At 64.5% G+C, this 15672-nt stretch carries 11 protein-coding genes; 4 read left to right on the top strand and 7 right to left on the bottom strand.

From position 1 onward, the window contains the following. The first annotated feature begins 6 nt into the window (after window positions 1–6). The 3 genes from DM872_RS30260 to DM872_RS30250 all read left to right on the top strand — a co-directional run bounded on the left by DM872_RS30260 (window position 7) and on the right by DM872_RS30250 (window position 3077). Window positions 7–1044 (top strand): DUF1254 domain-containing protein, encoded by a 1038-nt coding sequence (locus tag DM872_RS30260; protein ID WP_179062830.1) that lies wholly within the window; start codon window positions 7–9, stop codon window positions 1042–1044. Window positions 1045–1497: 453 nt separating this feature from the next. Further along, window positions 1498–2649 (top strand): iron-containing alcohol dehydrogenase, encoded by a 1152-nt coding sequence (locus DM872_RS30255; protein ID WP_179062829.1) that lies wholly within the window; start codon window positions 1498–1500, stop codon window positions 2647–2649. Continuing rightward, entirely contained in the window at window positions 2646–3077 is a 432-nt protein-coding gene (locus DM872_RS30250) for an acyl-CoA thioesterase (RefSeq protein WP_179062828.1), read from the top strand. Before DM872_RS30255 ends, DM872_RS30250 begins: the two co-directional genes overlap by 4 nt. 507 nt (window positions 3078–3584) lie before the next feature. On the opposite strand, the gene DM872_RS30245 is transcribed toward DM872_RS30250, so the two are convergent. The 7 genes from DM872_RS30245 to DM872_RS30215 all read right to left on the bottom strand — a co-directional run bounded on the left by DM872_RS30245 (window position 3585) and on the right by DM872_RS30215 (window position 12783). After that, window positions 3585–5183 (bottom strand): arylsulfatase, encoded by a 1599-nt coding sequence (locus DM872_RS30245; RefSeq protein ID WP_179062827.1) that lies wholly within the window; start codon window positions 5181–5183, stop codon window positions 3585–3587. Between the two features lie 69 nt (window positions 5184–5252). Next, window positions 5253–5693: an acyl-CoA thioesterase gene (locus DM872_RS30240; protein WP_179062826.1), complete on the bottom strand. Its 441-nt coding sequence runs from the start codon at window positions 5691–5693 to the stop codon at window positions 5253–5255. A gap of 3 nt (window positions 5694–5696) precedes the next feature. After that, window positions 5697–6980, bottom strand: a complete 1284-nt coding sequence (gene hisD, locus DM872_RS30235) for a histidinol dehydrogenase (protein WP_179062825.1) — start codon at window positions 6978–6980, stop codon at window positions 5697–5699. Window positions 6981–7038: 58 nt separating this feature from the next. Continuing rightward, complete coding sequence (locus DM872_RS30230; protein WP_179062824.1) at window positions 7039–8085, bottom strand: LacI family DNA-binding transcriptional regulator; 1047 nt, start codon at window positions 8083–8085, stop codon at window positions 7039–7041. Window positions 8086–8385: 300 nt separating this feature from the next. Continuing rightward, entirely contained in the window at window positions 8386–9342 is a 957-nt protein-coding gene (locus DM872_RS30225; RefSeq protein ID WP_256873507.1) for a SphA family protein, read from the bottom strand. Window positions 9343–9553: 211 nt separating this feature from the next. Further along, window positions 9554–10924 (bottom strand): DUF1329 domain-containing protein, encoded by a 1371-nt coding sequence (locus DM872_RS30220; protein WP_179062823.1) that lies wholly within the window; start codon window positions 10922–10924, stop codon window positions 9554–9556. 26 nt (window positions 10925–10950) lie between these two features. Next, window positions 10951–12783, bottom strand: coding sequence for a DUF1302 domain-containing protein (locus DM872_RS30215; RefSeq protein ID WP_179062822.1), 1833 nt, complete (start codon window positions 12781–12783; stop codon window positions 10951–10953). A gap of 377 nt (window positions 12784–13160) precedes the next feature. On the opposite strand from DM872_RS30215, the gene DM872_RS30210 reads away from it, so the two are divergent. Next, window positions 13161–15671 carry a LuxR C-terminal-related transcriptional regulator gene (locus DM872_RS30210; RefSeq protein WP_179062821.1) on the top strand — a complete coding sequence of 837 codons (2511 nt, stop codon included), beginning with the start codon at window positions 13161–13163 and terminating at the stop codon, window positions 15669–15671. Window position 15672 lies beyond the last annotated feature (1 nt).

The raw sequence follows: 15672 nt of genomic DNA, 5'->3' as shown, positions 1-15672 counted from the left end.
GGAGCCATGTACGAATTGAAGGTAATACTGGCGGCCATCGCCCTGCTCGTGGCCTGCCTGCCGGATGCCCATAGCGAAGCGCTGCCGGGCGAGCCGGTACAGGTAACCGTGGACAACTTCATCCGTGCGGAGACGGACCGCTACTTCGGCCTCACCGTAGCGCGTGGTGGATTGGGCAAGTTCTCGCATTGGCGCAACCTGATCCCGGTGGATCGTCCCACCGTGATCCGGCCGAACCGCGACACGCTCTATTCCACCGCCGTGTTCGACCTGGACGCGGGCCCCGTCAACGTGACCATGCCGGATGCCGGCGACCGCTTCATGTCACTGGCGATGATCGACGAGAACCACCAGGTCATCGGCGTCCATTACGGTGCCGGAAAGTACAGCCTCGACAAGGCGAAGGTGGGCACCCGCTACGTCCTGGTCGGCGTGCGCACGCTGTTCGATCCGACCGATCCACAAGACCTGACGAAGGTGGCTGCACTGCAGGACGCCATCGGTGTATCGCAGCTCAGGGGACCGGGCCGTTTCGAAGTGCCCAACTGGGATGAAGCGAGTCGCGAGCGGGTGCGCAAGGCGTTGCTGGCGCTGGGCGCGACCATTCCGAATTCCCATGGCATGTTCGGCAAAGACGGTGAGGTTGACCCGGTTCGCCACTTGATCGGGAGTGCCATGGCCTGGGGCGGCAACCCGGAGAAGGACGCCTATTACCAGGTGGTTACGCCCGCGCAGAATGACGGCCAGACGAACTACCGGCTGGAGGTGGGCAAGGTTCCGGTGGGGGCCTTCTGGTCCATCAGCGTCTACAACGAGGCGGGGCACTTCCAGAAAAACGACCTGGAGGCGTACAGCCTGAGCAACCTGACAGCGAAGAAAGGCGAGGGCGGTGCCATTTCCGTGCGCTTCGGCGGTTGCACGCCGCAGGTGGAGAACTGCCTGCCGATCATGCCCGGCTGGAACTACATGGTGCGTTTCTACCTGCCCGGCAAGGCCATCCTGGATGGCAGTTGGAAGCTGCCTGAGGCGCAGCCTGCGTCCTGAAAGCGGGAAACAGGAAACGGCGGCCAATGGGCCGCCGTTTTTCTTTCTGGCCCTGTGCCCAGACTGAACATCGGCACGGACAGCCCCCTCTCCCTTTGGGGTGAAGAGGCACGCTTTTGGAAGCACCGCTTCCAGTGCCGATGAACGCCTGAGCGCGAAGCGATCAGGCCGGGGCGCAGAGCGGGGTTGGGGTGAGGGCTGCCATCGGCTGGCACGGTGCCCCTTCCATTTCGCGAATAAATTCGCTCCTACAAAGGCGGGCAGGACTGCGTCCTGCTTGGCGAATGAATTCGCCCCCACAGGACCGTGCCGAAGGTGAGCCCGAGCGTCACCCTCGCCACTTCGCGAATGAGCTTCTGCACGCCCACTCCTAAGTGGGGGGGACCGTCTGCAGTGATGCATCTAAGGTGCCTTGGCATTTCCCACCTTCCCGGACAATTCGCGAGGCGTCCCATGCGCACCCTGGCGTTCAATACGACCAAATCCATTCTCATCGAGTGCGGTGCTTCGCGCCGCCTTGCAGCCTCTGTACGTGGCATGGGCTGCCAATCGGTACTTATCGTCACCGACCCTGGTGTCCTGAAAGCGGGTCTGCTGGACTCGGTGCTGCCCGAACTGGAGCGCGACGGGCTTCGTGTGGCGGTGTTTTCCGATGTCCAGGCCGACCCGCCCGAATCGGTGATCCTCGCAGCGGTGGAGGCTGCCAAGGCCAGCTCAGCGGACTGTGTGATCGGCTTCGGCGGTGGCAGCTCGCTGGATGCCGCCAAGCTGACTGCTTTGCTTGCCCGCAGCGGTGAATCCCTGGCCGGGTCCTATGGCATCAACGTGGCCAAGGGGCCGCGCCTGCCGCTGATCCTGGTGCCGACCACGGCGGGCACGGGCTCCGAGGTTACAGCGGTGTCGGTGGTGACCACCGGCGCCGGCGAAAAGAACGTGGTGATTTCGCCGCTGCTCCTGCCGGACCTGGCCGTGCTGGATGCCGAGCTGACCCTCGGGCTGCCGGCCGCCGTCACCGCCGCCACCGGTATCGATGCGATGGTGCATGCCATCGAGTCCTACACCAGCCGGCATCTGAAGAACCCGATTTCCGATTGCCTGGCCCGCGAGGCCCTGCGCCTGCTTGCGACCAACGTGCATGAGGCCTGCCGCAACGGTGCCAATCTGGAGGCGCGGGAAAACATGTTGCTGGGCGCCTGCCTCGCCGGCATGGCATTCGCCAATGCACCGGTGGCGGCGGTCCATGCGCTGGCCTACCCGCTGGGCGCGCGCTTCCACATTCCCCACGGGCTGTCGAACTCGCTGGTGCTGGAGCCGGTGATCCGCTTCAACCTGGGAGCGGCCGCGCCGCTGTATGCGGAGCTGGCGGATATCGTCCTGCCCGGTCTCGGCGGCGATACGTCGGCGAAGGCCAATGCCCTGGCCGACTACCTGGGTGGCCTGGCGGGTGAGCTGAGCTTGCCCACACGCCTGCGGGAACTGGGCATCGGCCAAGCCGATATCGATGACCTGACCCGCGATGCCACCCGGCAGACTCGCCTGCTCGGCAACAACCCCAGGGAGCTGGGCATCGATGACATCCGCGCCATTTACGAGAAGGTTTTATGAGTCACGCACGTCCTACCCGCAGCCAGTTTTCCCACTTCACCAGCATGCCCAGCCGTTGGGGCGACCATGACTCCTATGGTCACGTGAACAATGTGGTCTACCACTCCTATTACGAGTCGGCCGTCAGCCTTTTCCTGGTGGAGCAGGGGACGCTGGACATCGCCAGCAGCCCGGTCATCGGGCTGATTGTGGAGAACTGCTGCACCTACTTCTCGTCGATCAGCTTCCCGGACCGCATCACCATCGGCATGCGCATCGCGAAACTGGGCAACAGCAGCGCCCGCTACGAGCTGGCGCTGTTCCGTAACGATGAGGAGGAAGCCTCTGCGGCGGGGTACATCGTGTATGTCTATGTCGATCGGTCCAGCAACCAGTCGACCGCCATTCCTGAGCATGTGCGAGCGGCGTTGATGAAGTTGGTGGATTAGTTCGGAACGGTCCCGTGGCGTCATGCCATACGCGCCTCCGTGCCTGCTGATACAACCCTCTCCCCCGGCCCCTCTCCCGCAGGCGGGAGAGGGGTGACTCTCGGCTGGCCCTCGACACAATCCTGTGGGGGCGATTTCAATCGCCAAGCAGGACGCAGTCCTGCCCGTTTTTTTGTAGGAGCGAATTTATTCGCGAAAAGGATTGGCACCGTGCCAGCCGGACGCTGCCCTCACCCCCGGCCCCTCTCCCGCAGGCGGGAGAGGGGTGACTCTCGGCTGGCCCTCGACGCAATCCTGTGGGGGCGATTTCAATCGCCAAGCAGGACGCAGTCCTGCCCGCTTCTGTAGGAGCGAATTCATTCGCGAAATGGCTTGGCACGGAGCCAGCCGGACGCTGCCCTCTCCCCCGGCCCCTCTCCCGCATGCGGGAGAGGGGTGACTCGCGCCGGCGAGGTCATAACAGACCTGATGCCACCAGCGGCCTGAAATTTGGAACGGAGGCGCGTATCAGGGCGACTTCTTCTGCCCCTGCAGGAAATCCTGCACCAGGTTCGAGCGATCAAACGACTTGGCGGCCTGCACCGGCGGATATTCGGCCAGGGTCTTCAGGTGCGCGCCGATCAGCTCGCCCATCGGCCCGGAAATCCACGAAGACTTCTGGATAAGGTGGCCGTAGGAATCCTTGCTGTCGTAGCTCTCGAACGGGTCGCTGCGCAGGTTGAACATCAGCGGCGCGAAGCGTGGCACTACTTGCGCGTAGTAATCCTCCTTGGTGGAGAAGTGCATTTTCCACGGCCCCATGCGCACGGCAGTCAGCTTGCTTTCGATGTAGTACAGCAGGCTGCTGCGCTTGCTCTCCGGCGACTTACCCGTCCAGTAGTCGCGGTTGTCGATGCCGTCGATGTACTGCTTCTTCTCCTGCTTCATCCGCTCGACGACATCCGGCACGCCGGCGGCGGCCGCGAAGCTGGTGAACATGTCCTGGTGCGCCTGAATACCGTTGAGGGTCTGCCCCGGCTTTACCACACCCGGCCAGCGCAGCATCGACGGTACGCGCACGCCGCCCTCGTAGGTGGTCATCTTCTCGCCACGGAAAGGCGTCGTCGCGCCGTGGGGCCACGAGGAGTGCTCCGGACCGTTGTCGGTGGAGTACCAGACGATGGTGTTGTCCTCCAGGCCGTTCTCCTTGAGGAAGGCGAGCACCTGACCAATGTCGTGGTCGTGCTGGAGCATGCCGCTGCCCTGGGTGTCGTCCTCGTGGGTGTACTTCGCGGCTGCGTGGCGCCATTGCTCATTGAGGTGCGTGTACAGGTGCATGCGGCTGGTGTTGAGCCAGACGAAGAAGGGTTTGTCTTCCTTCTGCGCCTTGCGCATGAAATCCAGCGCCATGGGAATCACTTCGGCGCCGTCGAAGTCCTCCATGCGCTGGGTCGTCAGCGGCCCGGTGTCTTCGATGGTCTGCTTGCCGACCGGCCCGAAGCGCGGGTCCACGGTCGGGTCGTCCTTGTCGCTGGCGAAGGTATGCAGCACGCCACGGGTCTGGAATTTCTTCGCAAACGCTTCCGGGCCGCCGGGGTAGGCGTTCGCGAAGTTCTGGTAGTCGGTGTACTCCCGCTGTTCCTCGGTGTTGAGGTGGTAGAGGTTGCCGAAGAACTCGTCGAAACCGTGCACCGTCGGCAGGTTGGGATTGTTGTCGCCCAGGTGGTTCTTGCCGAATTGGCCGGTGCGGTATCCGACGGATTTCAGCACTTCGGCCAGGCTCGGTGAAGCGGCCTGCAGGCCGAGCTTGTCGCCCGGCAGACCCACCGTGGTCAGGCCCGAACGGATCGGGTACTGGCCGGTGATGAAGGCCGCGCGTCCGGCGGTGCAGGAGGGCTGGCCGTAGTGATCGGTGAAGCGGACGCCCTGCATGCCGATACTGTCGATGCTGGGCGTGGTGTAGCCCATGGTGCCCATGCCGTAGGCGCTGACGTTCTGCCAGCCGATGTCGTCGCCCCAGATCACCAGGATGTTGGGTTTTTCCGGCTTGGCCTGCGCGAGGGGTGCGGCGAGCAGGGCGCAGGCCAGGCCCGCCAGGGCCAGCATTCGACCGATGCGTTCGTTCATGGAGGGTCTCCTTGTCGTTGTACGTTGCGGAACCCTGGCACCCTAGGTGCGCAGGGTCTGGAGCCGGTTTCAGGACGCGACGTGGATGCTCTCCAGTGCGTGACGCAATTCCGCTGGCAGGGGCACCGGACGGCGCGTCACCCGGTCGACGTAGACGTGCAGGAAGTGGCCCTGGGCGGATGCCACCTCGTTGTCATTGGCGAACAGGCCGACCTCATAGCGCACGCTGGAATTGCCCAGGTGCGCCACACGCAAGCCGGCGCGCACGATGTCGGGGAAAGCGATGGACGAGAAGTAGCTGCAGCCGGTTTCCACCACCAGGCCGACGGTGGGGCTCTCGACGAAGTCCAGCACTTTCTGCTCCAGCAGCCAGGCGTTCACCACGGTGTCGAACCAGCTGTAGTAGACGACGTTATTGACGTGGGCGTAGACGTCGTTGTCCATCCAGCGCGTGGTGATGTCGCGGAAGTAGCGATAGGCGTTGCGGTTCTCGGGAATGGGTTTGCCCATGACTCAGGCCTCCTGCTTCATGCGGCGCACGCGGATGTCCGCCTGCTCCTTGTGTCCGGACATGTGCTCGTAGCCGCACAGGCGCGAGCAGTATTCGCCCACCAGCACGCTCGCTTCATCGGTCAGCACGCGTTGGTAGGTGTGGGTCTTGATGAACTTGCCGACCCACAGCCCGCCCGTGTAACGACCCGCGCCCATGGTGGGCAGGGTGTGGTTGGTGCCGATCACCTTGTCGCCGTAGCTGACGTTGGTGCGGTGGCCGAGGAACAGCGCGCCGTAGCAAGTCATGCGGTCGTGGTACCAGGCCGGGTCCTTCGTCATCACCTGCACATGCTCGGAGCACAGGCGCTCGGCCACTTCCAGGGCTTCTTCGTCGGTGTCGCACAGGTAGATCTCACCGTAGTCGCGCCAGGCCGCGCTGGCGACCGGCGCGGTGTCCAGGCGGGCAAGCACTCGCTCGATGGCGGCCGGCAGTTCTTCGGCAATCGTTCTGCTGGTGGTCACGCAGTAGGCGGGGGAGGTGGGGCCGTGCTCGGCCTGACCCAGCAGGTCGACGGCCACCAGTTCGGCATCCACCGTGTCGTCGCAGATCACCATCGTCTCGGTGGGGCCGGCGAACAGGTCTATGCCAACGCGTCCGAAGAGCTGCCGCTTGGCCTCGGCCACGTAGGCATTGCCGGGGCCGACGATCATGTCGACGCCCTTGATGCTTTCGGTGCCGATGGCCATGGCCGCTACCGCCTGCACGCCGCCGAGGCAGTAGATTTCATCGGCACCGGCCAGGTGCATGGCCGCCACGATCTCGGGGCAGGGCTGGCCTTCGAAGGGGGGCGCGCTGGCGATCACGCGCTTGACGCCGGCCACCTTGGCGGTGAGCACGCTCATGTGCGCGCTGGCGATCAGCGGGTACTTGCCGCCGGGGATGTAGCAGCCCACCGAGTTGACCGGAATATTGCGATGGCCGAGCACCACGCCCGGCAACGTCTCCACCTCGACGTCGTGCATCGAGTCCTTCTGCACCTGGGCGAAGTTGCGGATTTGCGCCTGGGCGAAGCGGATGTCGTCGAGGGTCTGCTGCGGCAGGCTGGCGATGCAGGCGTCGATCTGCTCCTGGCTGAGCCTGAAGCTTTCCGGCGCCCACTGGTCGAATTTCGCCGAGTACTCGCGCACAGCGGTGTCGCCGCGTTGCTCGATGTCGGCGAGGATGCCTTCTACGGTGCTACGCACCTGCGCCTGGTTGCTGGCCTTGGCCTGGGCCGACTGGCCTTTCTTGAGTTGTTGGATCATGGGACTACCTGTTGTTGTGGATAGCCGCCCGCGCGGCAGGCGGGTGATTGGGGGCTTTCTAGGTGGTGGAGCGCAGCACCAGTCGCCCCGGAATTTCGCGCAGCGACTCGGCGACGCTGCCGCCCGGGCGGCCTTCGTCGAGCAGCCGGATGGCGCAATCGATCATGTCGCGCAGCGGCTGGTGCACGGTGGTCAGGGCGTTCTCCGGGTAGGCGGCAGCGCGGATATCGTCGAAGCCGACCACGGCCACATCCTCGGGAACGCGTAGGGTGGTGTTCATGCGGAGGTGGCTGAGCACGCCAAGGGCCATCAGGTCGTTGGCGCAGAACACCGCATCGATGGCGGGCTGGCCGGCTGCGAACAGCCGGGCCACCGCGTCGCGCGCACCTTCGTAGCTGTATCCGCCCTGCACGCAGGCGACCAGGCGCTGGCCTTGTGCGGCCAGGCCGCGTTCAAAGCCGAGCAGGCGGTCGGTGGTGGTGGAGATGCTCGGGTCGCCAGAGACGAAGGCACAGGCGCGGCGCCCGCTATTCACCAGGTACTCGGCGACCGCCGCCCCCATGCGCTGGTTGTCGCAGCACACCGACCAGACCGTCGGGTCGTCGACGCGGCGATTCATGAACACCAGCGGCACGCCCTGGCGTCCGCACAGCTCTGACATGTGCGAAGACAGGCGCGCGGCGGTCACCACGATGGCGTCGACCTGATACTGCAGCAGCTGTGGCATCAGCTCGTCCGCGTCGCCGCCCGGCGGTACCACGAAGAGCAGGAGTTGCCGGCCGCTTTGCCGCAGTTGCAGGGAGAACTCTTCCAGTGCAGCGGGGTAGAAGGGGTTGGCCATGTCGCCTATCACCAGCGCGACGATGCCGGTACGCCGTCGGTTCAGCGAACGTGCGATGGCATTGGGTCGATAGCCCGCTTCGTCGGCCATGGCGAGGATGCGCTGGCGAACGTCAGCTGAGATGCGTGACTGCGGGTCGAAGGAGCGGGTCACCGTGGACGTGGCCACCCCGATGCGTTTCGCCAGGTCCCTGGCCGTGATTCGCCCTCCTGCTGGAGCGGAGCGCTGGACGGGGGATTCCGGAGGGGAGGTATTGCGCGCCATCGGCTTGCCTCAGCTGTAGTGCAATCGTTTGCACAGGTGAGTTGAATGCTACCGGCGCGGTGTGAGGGTGAACCCGCCCCAATGGAGGGGGGCGTTCGAGAATGGGCCAAGGGATTCGGTCGTAGGGTGGGGCACGCTTCATTGACCCACCAGCGGAGGTGGGTGGTGCAGCAGATGGTGGAGGTAGGAGCCAGCTTGCTGGCGAAGCTCTTGAGCGGACCCTTCGCGAGCAAGAACTGGGCGTCCCCCTCGCTCCTACACGATCGCCGTGCGTTGGGTGGTTCCTCCGGGGCGAGGCCGCTACTCGCCGGACAACGGAATGGCGAGGGTCAGCCAGAGGTTCCAACCCTCCGCGCGATTGCGCGCGTCGAACTCGTGGTAGCCCTTGAGATTGGTGTACCAGAGGTCCTTGCCCACCTTGAAGAAGTGGCCGACCTGCGGGCCAACGGCGCTGACCTGGGACTTGAAGTCGCCCAGCACCGCGCCGCTGCCGGAGTCGCCGGTGATCTGGTGATAGACGTAGCCGACGAGGCCCAGATGGGTGCTGTCGGTGACGAAGTGCGATGCGCTCCAGTCCAGGTGGGCGTCGATGCCGTTCTGGTAGTCGAGATCACTGTTCTCCCAGTTGTAGGTGAGGCCGGTCACCACGGAGAACTCGTTGCGCTTGTCGAAGTAGGTGTAGCCGCCGCCAGCATCCAGCGCGGCATGGCCAAGGCCGATGTTGACCAGACGATCAGGGTCGTAGGCGCCAACCGGCAGGTTGCCCATCCCGTACACCATGAAATTGTGCACGCCATGGTTCCACTTCAACGTTCCCAGGCCGTAGAGGTCGCTGGCACCCTTCAGGCTGTCGCTCACCTGGGTGGAGAGTGTGCGGCCGCGCGGGCCGGTAAGGGTGGATTCGACATCGACTTCCGAACGCGCCACGGCTGCCAGCACGGTGATGGCAGCCTGGCCGCCCAGGACCGGGTCGGCGAAGGTGTAGGTCGGCCCGCCGAACAGCAGGTCGGCCTTGGCATCCACGCCGGCGGCGATCCGGCCGCGTCCACCCCGAGGCAGGGGCTCGCTTGCGCCGATGTCCGCATCGACGTGCAAATAGATCAGCGGGAAGCTCCAGCCCGGCGCGGTGGGTACTGCTGCCAGGGCGCCGAACTGGCCGGGAAGCCAGAAACTGATCCCGCCTTCATCTGCCAATGCCAAGGCGGATGGAAGCCCTGCGAGCAAGGCCAAGAGTATTGCGGCCGATGGCTTGTGCAATTTGCTTTTCCTCGCTCGCTTTCCTGGTTGTGCCAACAATGGTAGGCGCTCTGGTCAGTGAGGCCAGTAAAGCGAATCCTGCACGGCGGCTCGTCCCCTCCTATTGGGTGGGGAGGATCGATTTCGGCCGACCAGAGGATAGCCTCTTCCCGACCAAGGTCCGGCCAAAAGAAAGCCCCCGGCCATTACTGGCCGGAGGCGGGGCAGGGCGTCAGCGAACGCCGGCGTTGCGCAGGGCGGCCGGGGTGAAGTCGTTCATGCGGGTCTGCTTGCCGTACATTGGCGCATGGCTGGCTTCGTTGGTCATCGCCAGGACGTTGTAGCGGCCGGCGATCAGGTCGTAGATGCCCATCATGGCGTAGCCCGTGGCACCGCGCTCGTAGTCCTGGACCGTGTAGCCTTCGCCGACGCGCCAGAGCTGGCCGCGACCGTCGTAGTGGTCCACCTCGGCGAGCTGCCAGGTGTCCTCGTCGAAGTACATATCACGGGTGGCATAGATGTGGCGCTCGCCCGGTTTCAGCGTGGCCTTCACGTGCCAGACACGGTGCAACTCGTAGCGGGTCAGGTCCTGGTTGATGTGGCCGGGCTTGATGATGTCGGTGTACTTCACCTCGGGCGACCAGAGCTTGTAGTTGTTGTAGGGGATGTAGATCTCCTTCTTGCCGATCAGCTTCCAGTCATAGCGGTCCGGCGCGCCGTTCATCAGGTCGGTGTTGTCGGCGGTGCGCATGCCGTCGGCACCCGAGCCGGGACCGTCGTAGGCGATCTGCGGTGCACGGCGCACACGGCGCTGGCCGGCGTTGTAGACCCAGGCCAGGCGCGGTTCCTTCACCTGGTCGATGGTTTCATGGATCAGCACCACGTTGCCCGCCAGGCGGGAAGGCGCGGTGATCTGCTGTTTGTAGAAATAGAGGAGGTTGGCGGCCTGTTGCGGGTCGATGCCCTCCATGTTCTGCGGGTAACTCAGCTCGTCATCGTATTCGACGATGGAGTAGCTGCCGTTGACCTGAGGGGCGGCCTGGGCGGCCTGGCGCAGCATGTTGCCGCCGCGATAGCGGTTGGTGTGGTTCCAGTACACCTCCACGCCGCTCTTCGGAATCGGGAAGGGGTAGTAACGGATTTCGGCAAAGTTGCGCAGGCCGTTGCCGCCATCGGTCAGCTCGGTGGTGACTGCACTTTTCTTGGCGACCGCGTAGATGTCGTCCGGTGCAGCCGCCGTACGCTCGCTCTTGTAAACCGGGATGCGGTAGCTGTCGGCGTAGCGCTTGAACATCGCCATCTGGCCGGGGGTGAGCTTGTCCTTGTACTGCTCGGCGTTGGCTGCGGTGATGGTGAACAGCGGCTTCTCGTCCTTGAACGGATTGCCGAGGAAGCCCTTGGCGTCGACGGGCGCGGCGCCGGGTTTGAGACCGCCGGTCCAGGCCGGAATGCTGCCGTCGGCATTGCCTTCCTTCTGGGCGCCCAGCGGCGTCAGTGTGCTGCCGAGTTGATCCGCTTCCTGGGGCGAGACCGCAGCGATCACGCTGGTGGCCAGCAGCGACAGGGTCAGTGCGCCGGTGCGCAACATAGAAATGGTGTTCATGCTTTTGTTCCTCTGCCAGTCTTGCGTCAGAAGTTCAGGCCAAAGCTGAGCGCGACGTAGTCGCGGTCGACGTTGGTGTTGAAGTCGCCACCGAAGAAGTCGGTGTAACTCAGGCTCGCGGTGTAGGTGTTCAGGTAGTCGGCGTCGAGGCCGACGCTGATGGCCTTGGAACCTTCCTCGAAGTTCGGCCCGAAGCCGTCCACGTCATGGGACCAGGCCAGGTTGGGGGAGAGGTTGATACCGGCGATCACGTTCGGGTAATCGAGCTTGGCGCGCACGCGGTAGCCCCAGGAGCTGCTGGTGTAGAAGCCGTGGCTGTTGCATTCCTGAGCGGGGTTGCTGGCCGCCGGCGTGCCTATGCCGGTACCTCGGCAGGCGGCCAGCCCGGCTGCGCCCGGCAGGATGCCGGAGCCGTAGGCGGGGCTGCGACCGAAGCGCAGGTCGGTGCCGTCGCTGTCTCCCAGGCCGTTGATGTGGTTGTAACCGACCTCGCCCACCAGGGTCAGGCGGCTGGCGCCCATGACCTGATCGAAGAACTGGGTGGCGGTCAGCTGCGCCTGGACCACCGGCATGCGCTTGTAGCCATTGATGTCGGTGCCGGCGACCGCCGCCGAAGCGGGCGGAATGAAACCGGTGGTGATCAGCGGCGAGGTGGCGGTATTGAGGGTGCCGTTGAGCAGGTCGGCGGTATTGAGCTGCAGCGGCATGTTCGGCCGGTAGCTGACTTCGCCGCCGAGGGACACGCCTTCCAGGTTGGTCTGGAAGCTCAGGCCATAAAGGCGAATGTCTTCCGGGTAATCGACGAAATAGCGCGCATTGCGCGGTACGTTCAGGGCGCTCGGCGGGTTACCCGCACCGGTGGTGCGCACGGTGCTGAGGTAGGGGCTGCGGCTGTGGTAGTTCATGGCGTAGGCGCCGAACTCGGTGTCGTTCAGCTCCGGCACGAACCAGCGCAGGGCGAGACCGTACTGGCCGCTATCACCCGGCTCGTTGTCGGGTACGCGCGGGATGAAGATGTTGGTATTGGCATCCGGGGCGCCCAGGTTGTCAGAGACACCGGGAGCCAGGTCGAGGCCGGATACCACCAGGCGGTCGTTGCAGCCCTTGGGTACGCCGTCGTTGCCGAAGAAGGTGCCGCAGTTGTCGAGCACCGAGTTGTCCCATTCCAGCTGGTAGAAAGCCTCGGCGGTGATGTTCTCGGTCAGGCCCTGGGAGACGTACAGCATGTTCACCGGGATCAGGCCTTCCTTGATCTCGGCGCCCGGACGACGCAGCGCAGCGACGTCGATGGGGTTGATGCTGTTGATGGAGTTGCCGATGAAGGTACTTTCGCCCCAGCTCACCACCTGCTTGCCGAAGCGCACGTTGCCGGCCAGGTCGCCCAGGTTGTAGTTGTGGTAGACGAAGGCATCGAGGAACTCGGCGCCGGAAGACTTGGCGAAATCGTCGCGGCCGCTGTCGTCGATGTCGTAGAACAGGCGGTGCTCGTCTTTCAGCTCGAAGTCGTACCAGTACTTGCCACGTACGAACACACCGCTGTCGCCGTATTTCAGCTCCAGGTCATGCACACCCTTGAAGATCTTCGAGAAGGTCTCGCCCTTCTTGAAGTTCAGGCGGTTGTCGTCGACGGTGCGCGAGGAAGACTCGCCGCGCTTGCCCATGGAGTTGAAGTTGGAAATCAGCGATGGGTCGGCGCCGCGAACGGCCCAGCTGGCGCCGATCGACAGGGACGAGTCGAACTGGCCCTTGATCTCCCCGATATTGAAATCAATGGCGCAAGCCTGGGTGCTTGCTCCTATGGCGACGGCTGCAGCCAGCAGACTTGGCTGAAAAACTCCGCGCTTTGTTTTTCTTGTCATGCGGTTCACCAGATTCGGATGAAGTGGAGGCGTCATCCTAGGGGGCGGAACCGGGGTGATGAATTGCCTGATCAGGTAGTTTCGCGCATTACCCGAAAGCGTAATCCGGCCGCTTTCGACCTGCTGTTCAACGGGCGGCAGGGGGGATTCCGGTGATTGTCGGACAAGGCATGTTGCAGAAGGTAACAATCGGCCTGCGCACCACGTGCCACGCGGTCTCCAGGGGAGGGAGCCAGGTGGGGTAGGGCGAAAATACCTCGAATGACGGATGGGTGAGACGTGCTCCGCGCGCGAATATGCGAGCCCTGATCTACCAGTTCGTCCGGTTTCGTTTTTTCCGGCGTGGATTGATCCATCACTCAACTTCGGGAGGTTCCGTGACCCAGCCCCTTTCCATGATGGTTCAGGACGAAAGCATGGCTCCGGATGGCTCCGAAAACAGTTCCAAGGGTCTGCCCAGGCCGCCTTCGGCGCATCTGCCGCGGGAGCGCTTGCAGGCGGTGTTGTTGGCCCGCCCCCAGCGTCTGCGTCTGCTCTGTGCGCCGGCGGGATATGGCAAGACGGTGCTGCTGAACGAGTGCCTGCGCCTGCGGCCAGCGGGAGTCCGTTGCTTGTGGCTGGACTTTGCCGGACAGCCCCTGACCCTGGCGGACTTCTGCCAGCGCCTGGCTGCGGGTCTCGGCCTCGACCCCTTGGTCAATCGCGATGCCGACGCATTGCTGGCGATGCTGGAGCACGGCGAGGAAACCTGGTGGTTAGCGTTCGATGACTTCCCGGCTGACGCCTGTGCGCAGGTGAATGCCTGGATAGACCGGCTGCTGCGCTCGCAAGCGCCGGTACAGCTCTGGGTCGGTTGCCGGCAGAGGCCGCAATGGAAACTGGCGCGCTTGCTCCTGGACGGCGAATTGCTCGAGCTGGGCGCCGGGCAGCTGGCGTTCTGCCGCGAGGAACTCGACGAGGTGGTGGAACGCATCGATCCACTGGCGACCGAAAGCACCCTGGTCGAACTGTGGCGCCAGACCCAGGGCTGGTGCGCCGGGGTCCGCCTGCTGCTGAACATCCCCGGACGAAACGATCGGCCCGGCGGCCTGTGGATGCGCGAGTACCTGGGAGGCGAGCTGCTGGCGCGCCTGTCCGATGATGAGCGCACGCTGTTGCTGGGCGCTGCCCATCTGCCGCGCGTGTCGGTGGAGTTGTGCAGCCACCTCTGGCCGGAGCTGGATGCTGGATTCGTCCTGCGGCGCCTGCTGCAATCCGAATCCTTCTTCCTGCCGGTGGGCAAGGATGCGCAGTGGTACCGGTTGTTGCCGGCGGTGGCGGTGGCCCTGCAGGGCGAACTCGGCGCAAGCGAGCTCAATCGGCTGCGCCTGGATGCCTGCCGTCTGTTGTGCGCAGAAGGCTTCACCGACGAAGCCATCGAACTGGCGCTCAGCGCCAACCAGGCGGAAGTCGCGGCCTGCCTGATGGAGCGGCTGACGCTGGACTGGATGATCAGCGAAAGGCATCTGCACACCTGGCTCGACTGGCGTGCGCGCCTGCCGTCGCGACTGCTGGAGAGCACGCCGAACCTGATCTACCTGAATGCGCGTGCGCTGCTCAGTAGCTGGCGGCTGGACGAGGCGCAGGCCTGCATCGCACATCTGGCCTCGATCTCGCCGCAGCCAAAAGCACGCGTCAACGTGCGCATTCTCGCCAACTGGCAAGCTCTGCAGGGCACCCTCCACGGCCTCACCGGCAATGCGACGCAGGCCCGCGAGCATTGCGAGTCGGCGCTGCAACACCTGGAGCTGCGCGACTGGCAGTCGTCCTTCCTCTGCTACTCGACCCTGGCGCGGGTCTCCATGGCCGATGGCGAGCCGGAACAGGCGCGCAAGCTGCTGGAAAGCTCCCTGGAGTTGGCGCGGCGCCAGGGCTGCCTGGCCAGCGAGGTGCTGATCAATGCCGATCGCATTCGCCAGTTGATCCTTGGTGGCGAGCTGGAGCTGGCCGAATCCCTGCTCCAGGAGTGCTTCGCCCTGGTGGTGGCCGACGGTGGCACTCACGACCTGCTGTTGGGCCGCCTGTTGTTGCTGCGCGGTGAGCTGTACCTGCTGCGGGGGGATCTGGACATCAGTGAAAGTGCACTGCTTTCTGGCCTGGAGCGGGGACGGGAAAGTGCCGATCCCTATCTGCTGCACGCCCTCATCGGATTGTCGGAAGTGGCGGCCTGTCGAGGCGATCTCGATCAGGCACGACTGCATCTGCGTGGCGCAGAACGGCACATGCAGCGTGCCCGCGTCAGTGACTCCTGCTACCGGGGGGTGATCGAGTACCAGCACCTTCGGCTGCTGGCGCGGGAAGGCGCGTGGGAAGCCATGCTGCCGCGCGCCCAGCTGGCATGCACCGATACCCGTGGGCTACCTCCGCTGCACGCGCCGTCCTTGCCGCAGCGGATGCAGATGATGCTGGCGCTCGCGGAGCTGGGCTGCGGCAGACTGGATGACGCCACAGAACGGCTGCAGTCGCTCCTGATCACCTGCGAGCGCTTGTGCTTCCGAGGCCTGATGCCTGAGCTGCGGGTGGCACTTGCACGCCTAGAGCGAAAGCAGGGTGTCGCCAATCCGGGACAGCTACCGGCGCTGGCGTCTACCAGCCTGCTGGTGGCGTGGAAGCACCAGGACGCCTCGCCGACGCGGCTCAAGACTGGCAATCGCGACGAACTGACGTTGCGGGAGTTCTCGGTATTGCAACTGGTGGCCCAGGGGCTCTCCAACCAGGAAATCAGCGAGCGGCTGTTCATCTCGCTGAACACCGTCAAGGCTCATACCGTGAACATCAATCACAAGCTCGGGGTCAAGCGCCGCACCCAGGCGGTGATGCGGGCCAAGTCCATGGGCATGCTGGCCTGAG

This window comes from Pseudomonas taiwanensis (assembly GCF_013393345.1).
Taxonomy (GTDB): domain Bacteria; phylum Pseudomonadota; class Gammaproteobacteria; order Pseudomonadales; family Pseudomonadaceae; genus Metapseudomonas; species Metapseudomonas resinovorans_C.
Note: the sequence above shows the minus strand (reverse complement) of the source record. Positions and strands in the feature narration are given on the sequence as shown.

Coding starts and splice junctions, on each gene's coding strand:
- DM872_RS30250 (WP_179062828.1), top strand. CDS start 2,646: ATGAGTCACGCACGTCCTACCCGCAGCCAGTTTTCCCACTTCACCAGC.
- DM872_RS30220 (WP_179062823.1), bottom strand. CDS start 10,924: ATGAACACCATTTCTATGTTGCGCACCGGCGCACTGACCCTGTCGCTG.
- DM872_RS30240 (WP_179062826.1), bottom strand. CDS start 5,693: ATGGGCAAACCCATTCCCGAGAACCGCAACGCCTATCGCTACTTCCGC.
- DM872_RS30230 (WP_179062824.1), bottom strand. CDS start 8,085: ATGGCGCGCAATACCTCCCCTCCGGAATCCCCCGTCCAGCGCTCCGCT.
- DM872_RS30255 (WP_179062829.1), top strand. CDS start 1,498: ATGCGCACCCTGGCGTTCAATACGACCAAATCCATTCTCATCGAGTGC.
- hisD (WP_179062825.1), bottom strand. CDS start 6,980: ATGATCCAACAACTCAAGAAAGGCCAGTCGGCCCAGGCCAAGGCCAGC.
- DM872_RS30245 (WP_179062827.1), bottom strand. CDS start 5,183: ATGAACGAACGCATCGGTCGAATGCTGGCCCTGGCGGGCCTGGCCTGC.
- DM872_RS30260 (WP_179062830.1), top strand. CDS start 7: ATGTACGAATTGAAGGTAATACTGGCGGCCATCGCCCTGCTCGTGGCC.
- DM872_RS30215 (WP_179062822.1), bottom strand. CDS start 12,783: ATGACAAGAAAAACAAAGCGCGGAGTTTTTCAGCCAAGTCTGCTGGCT.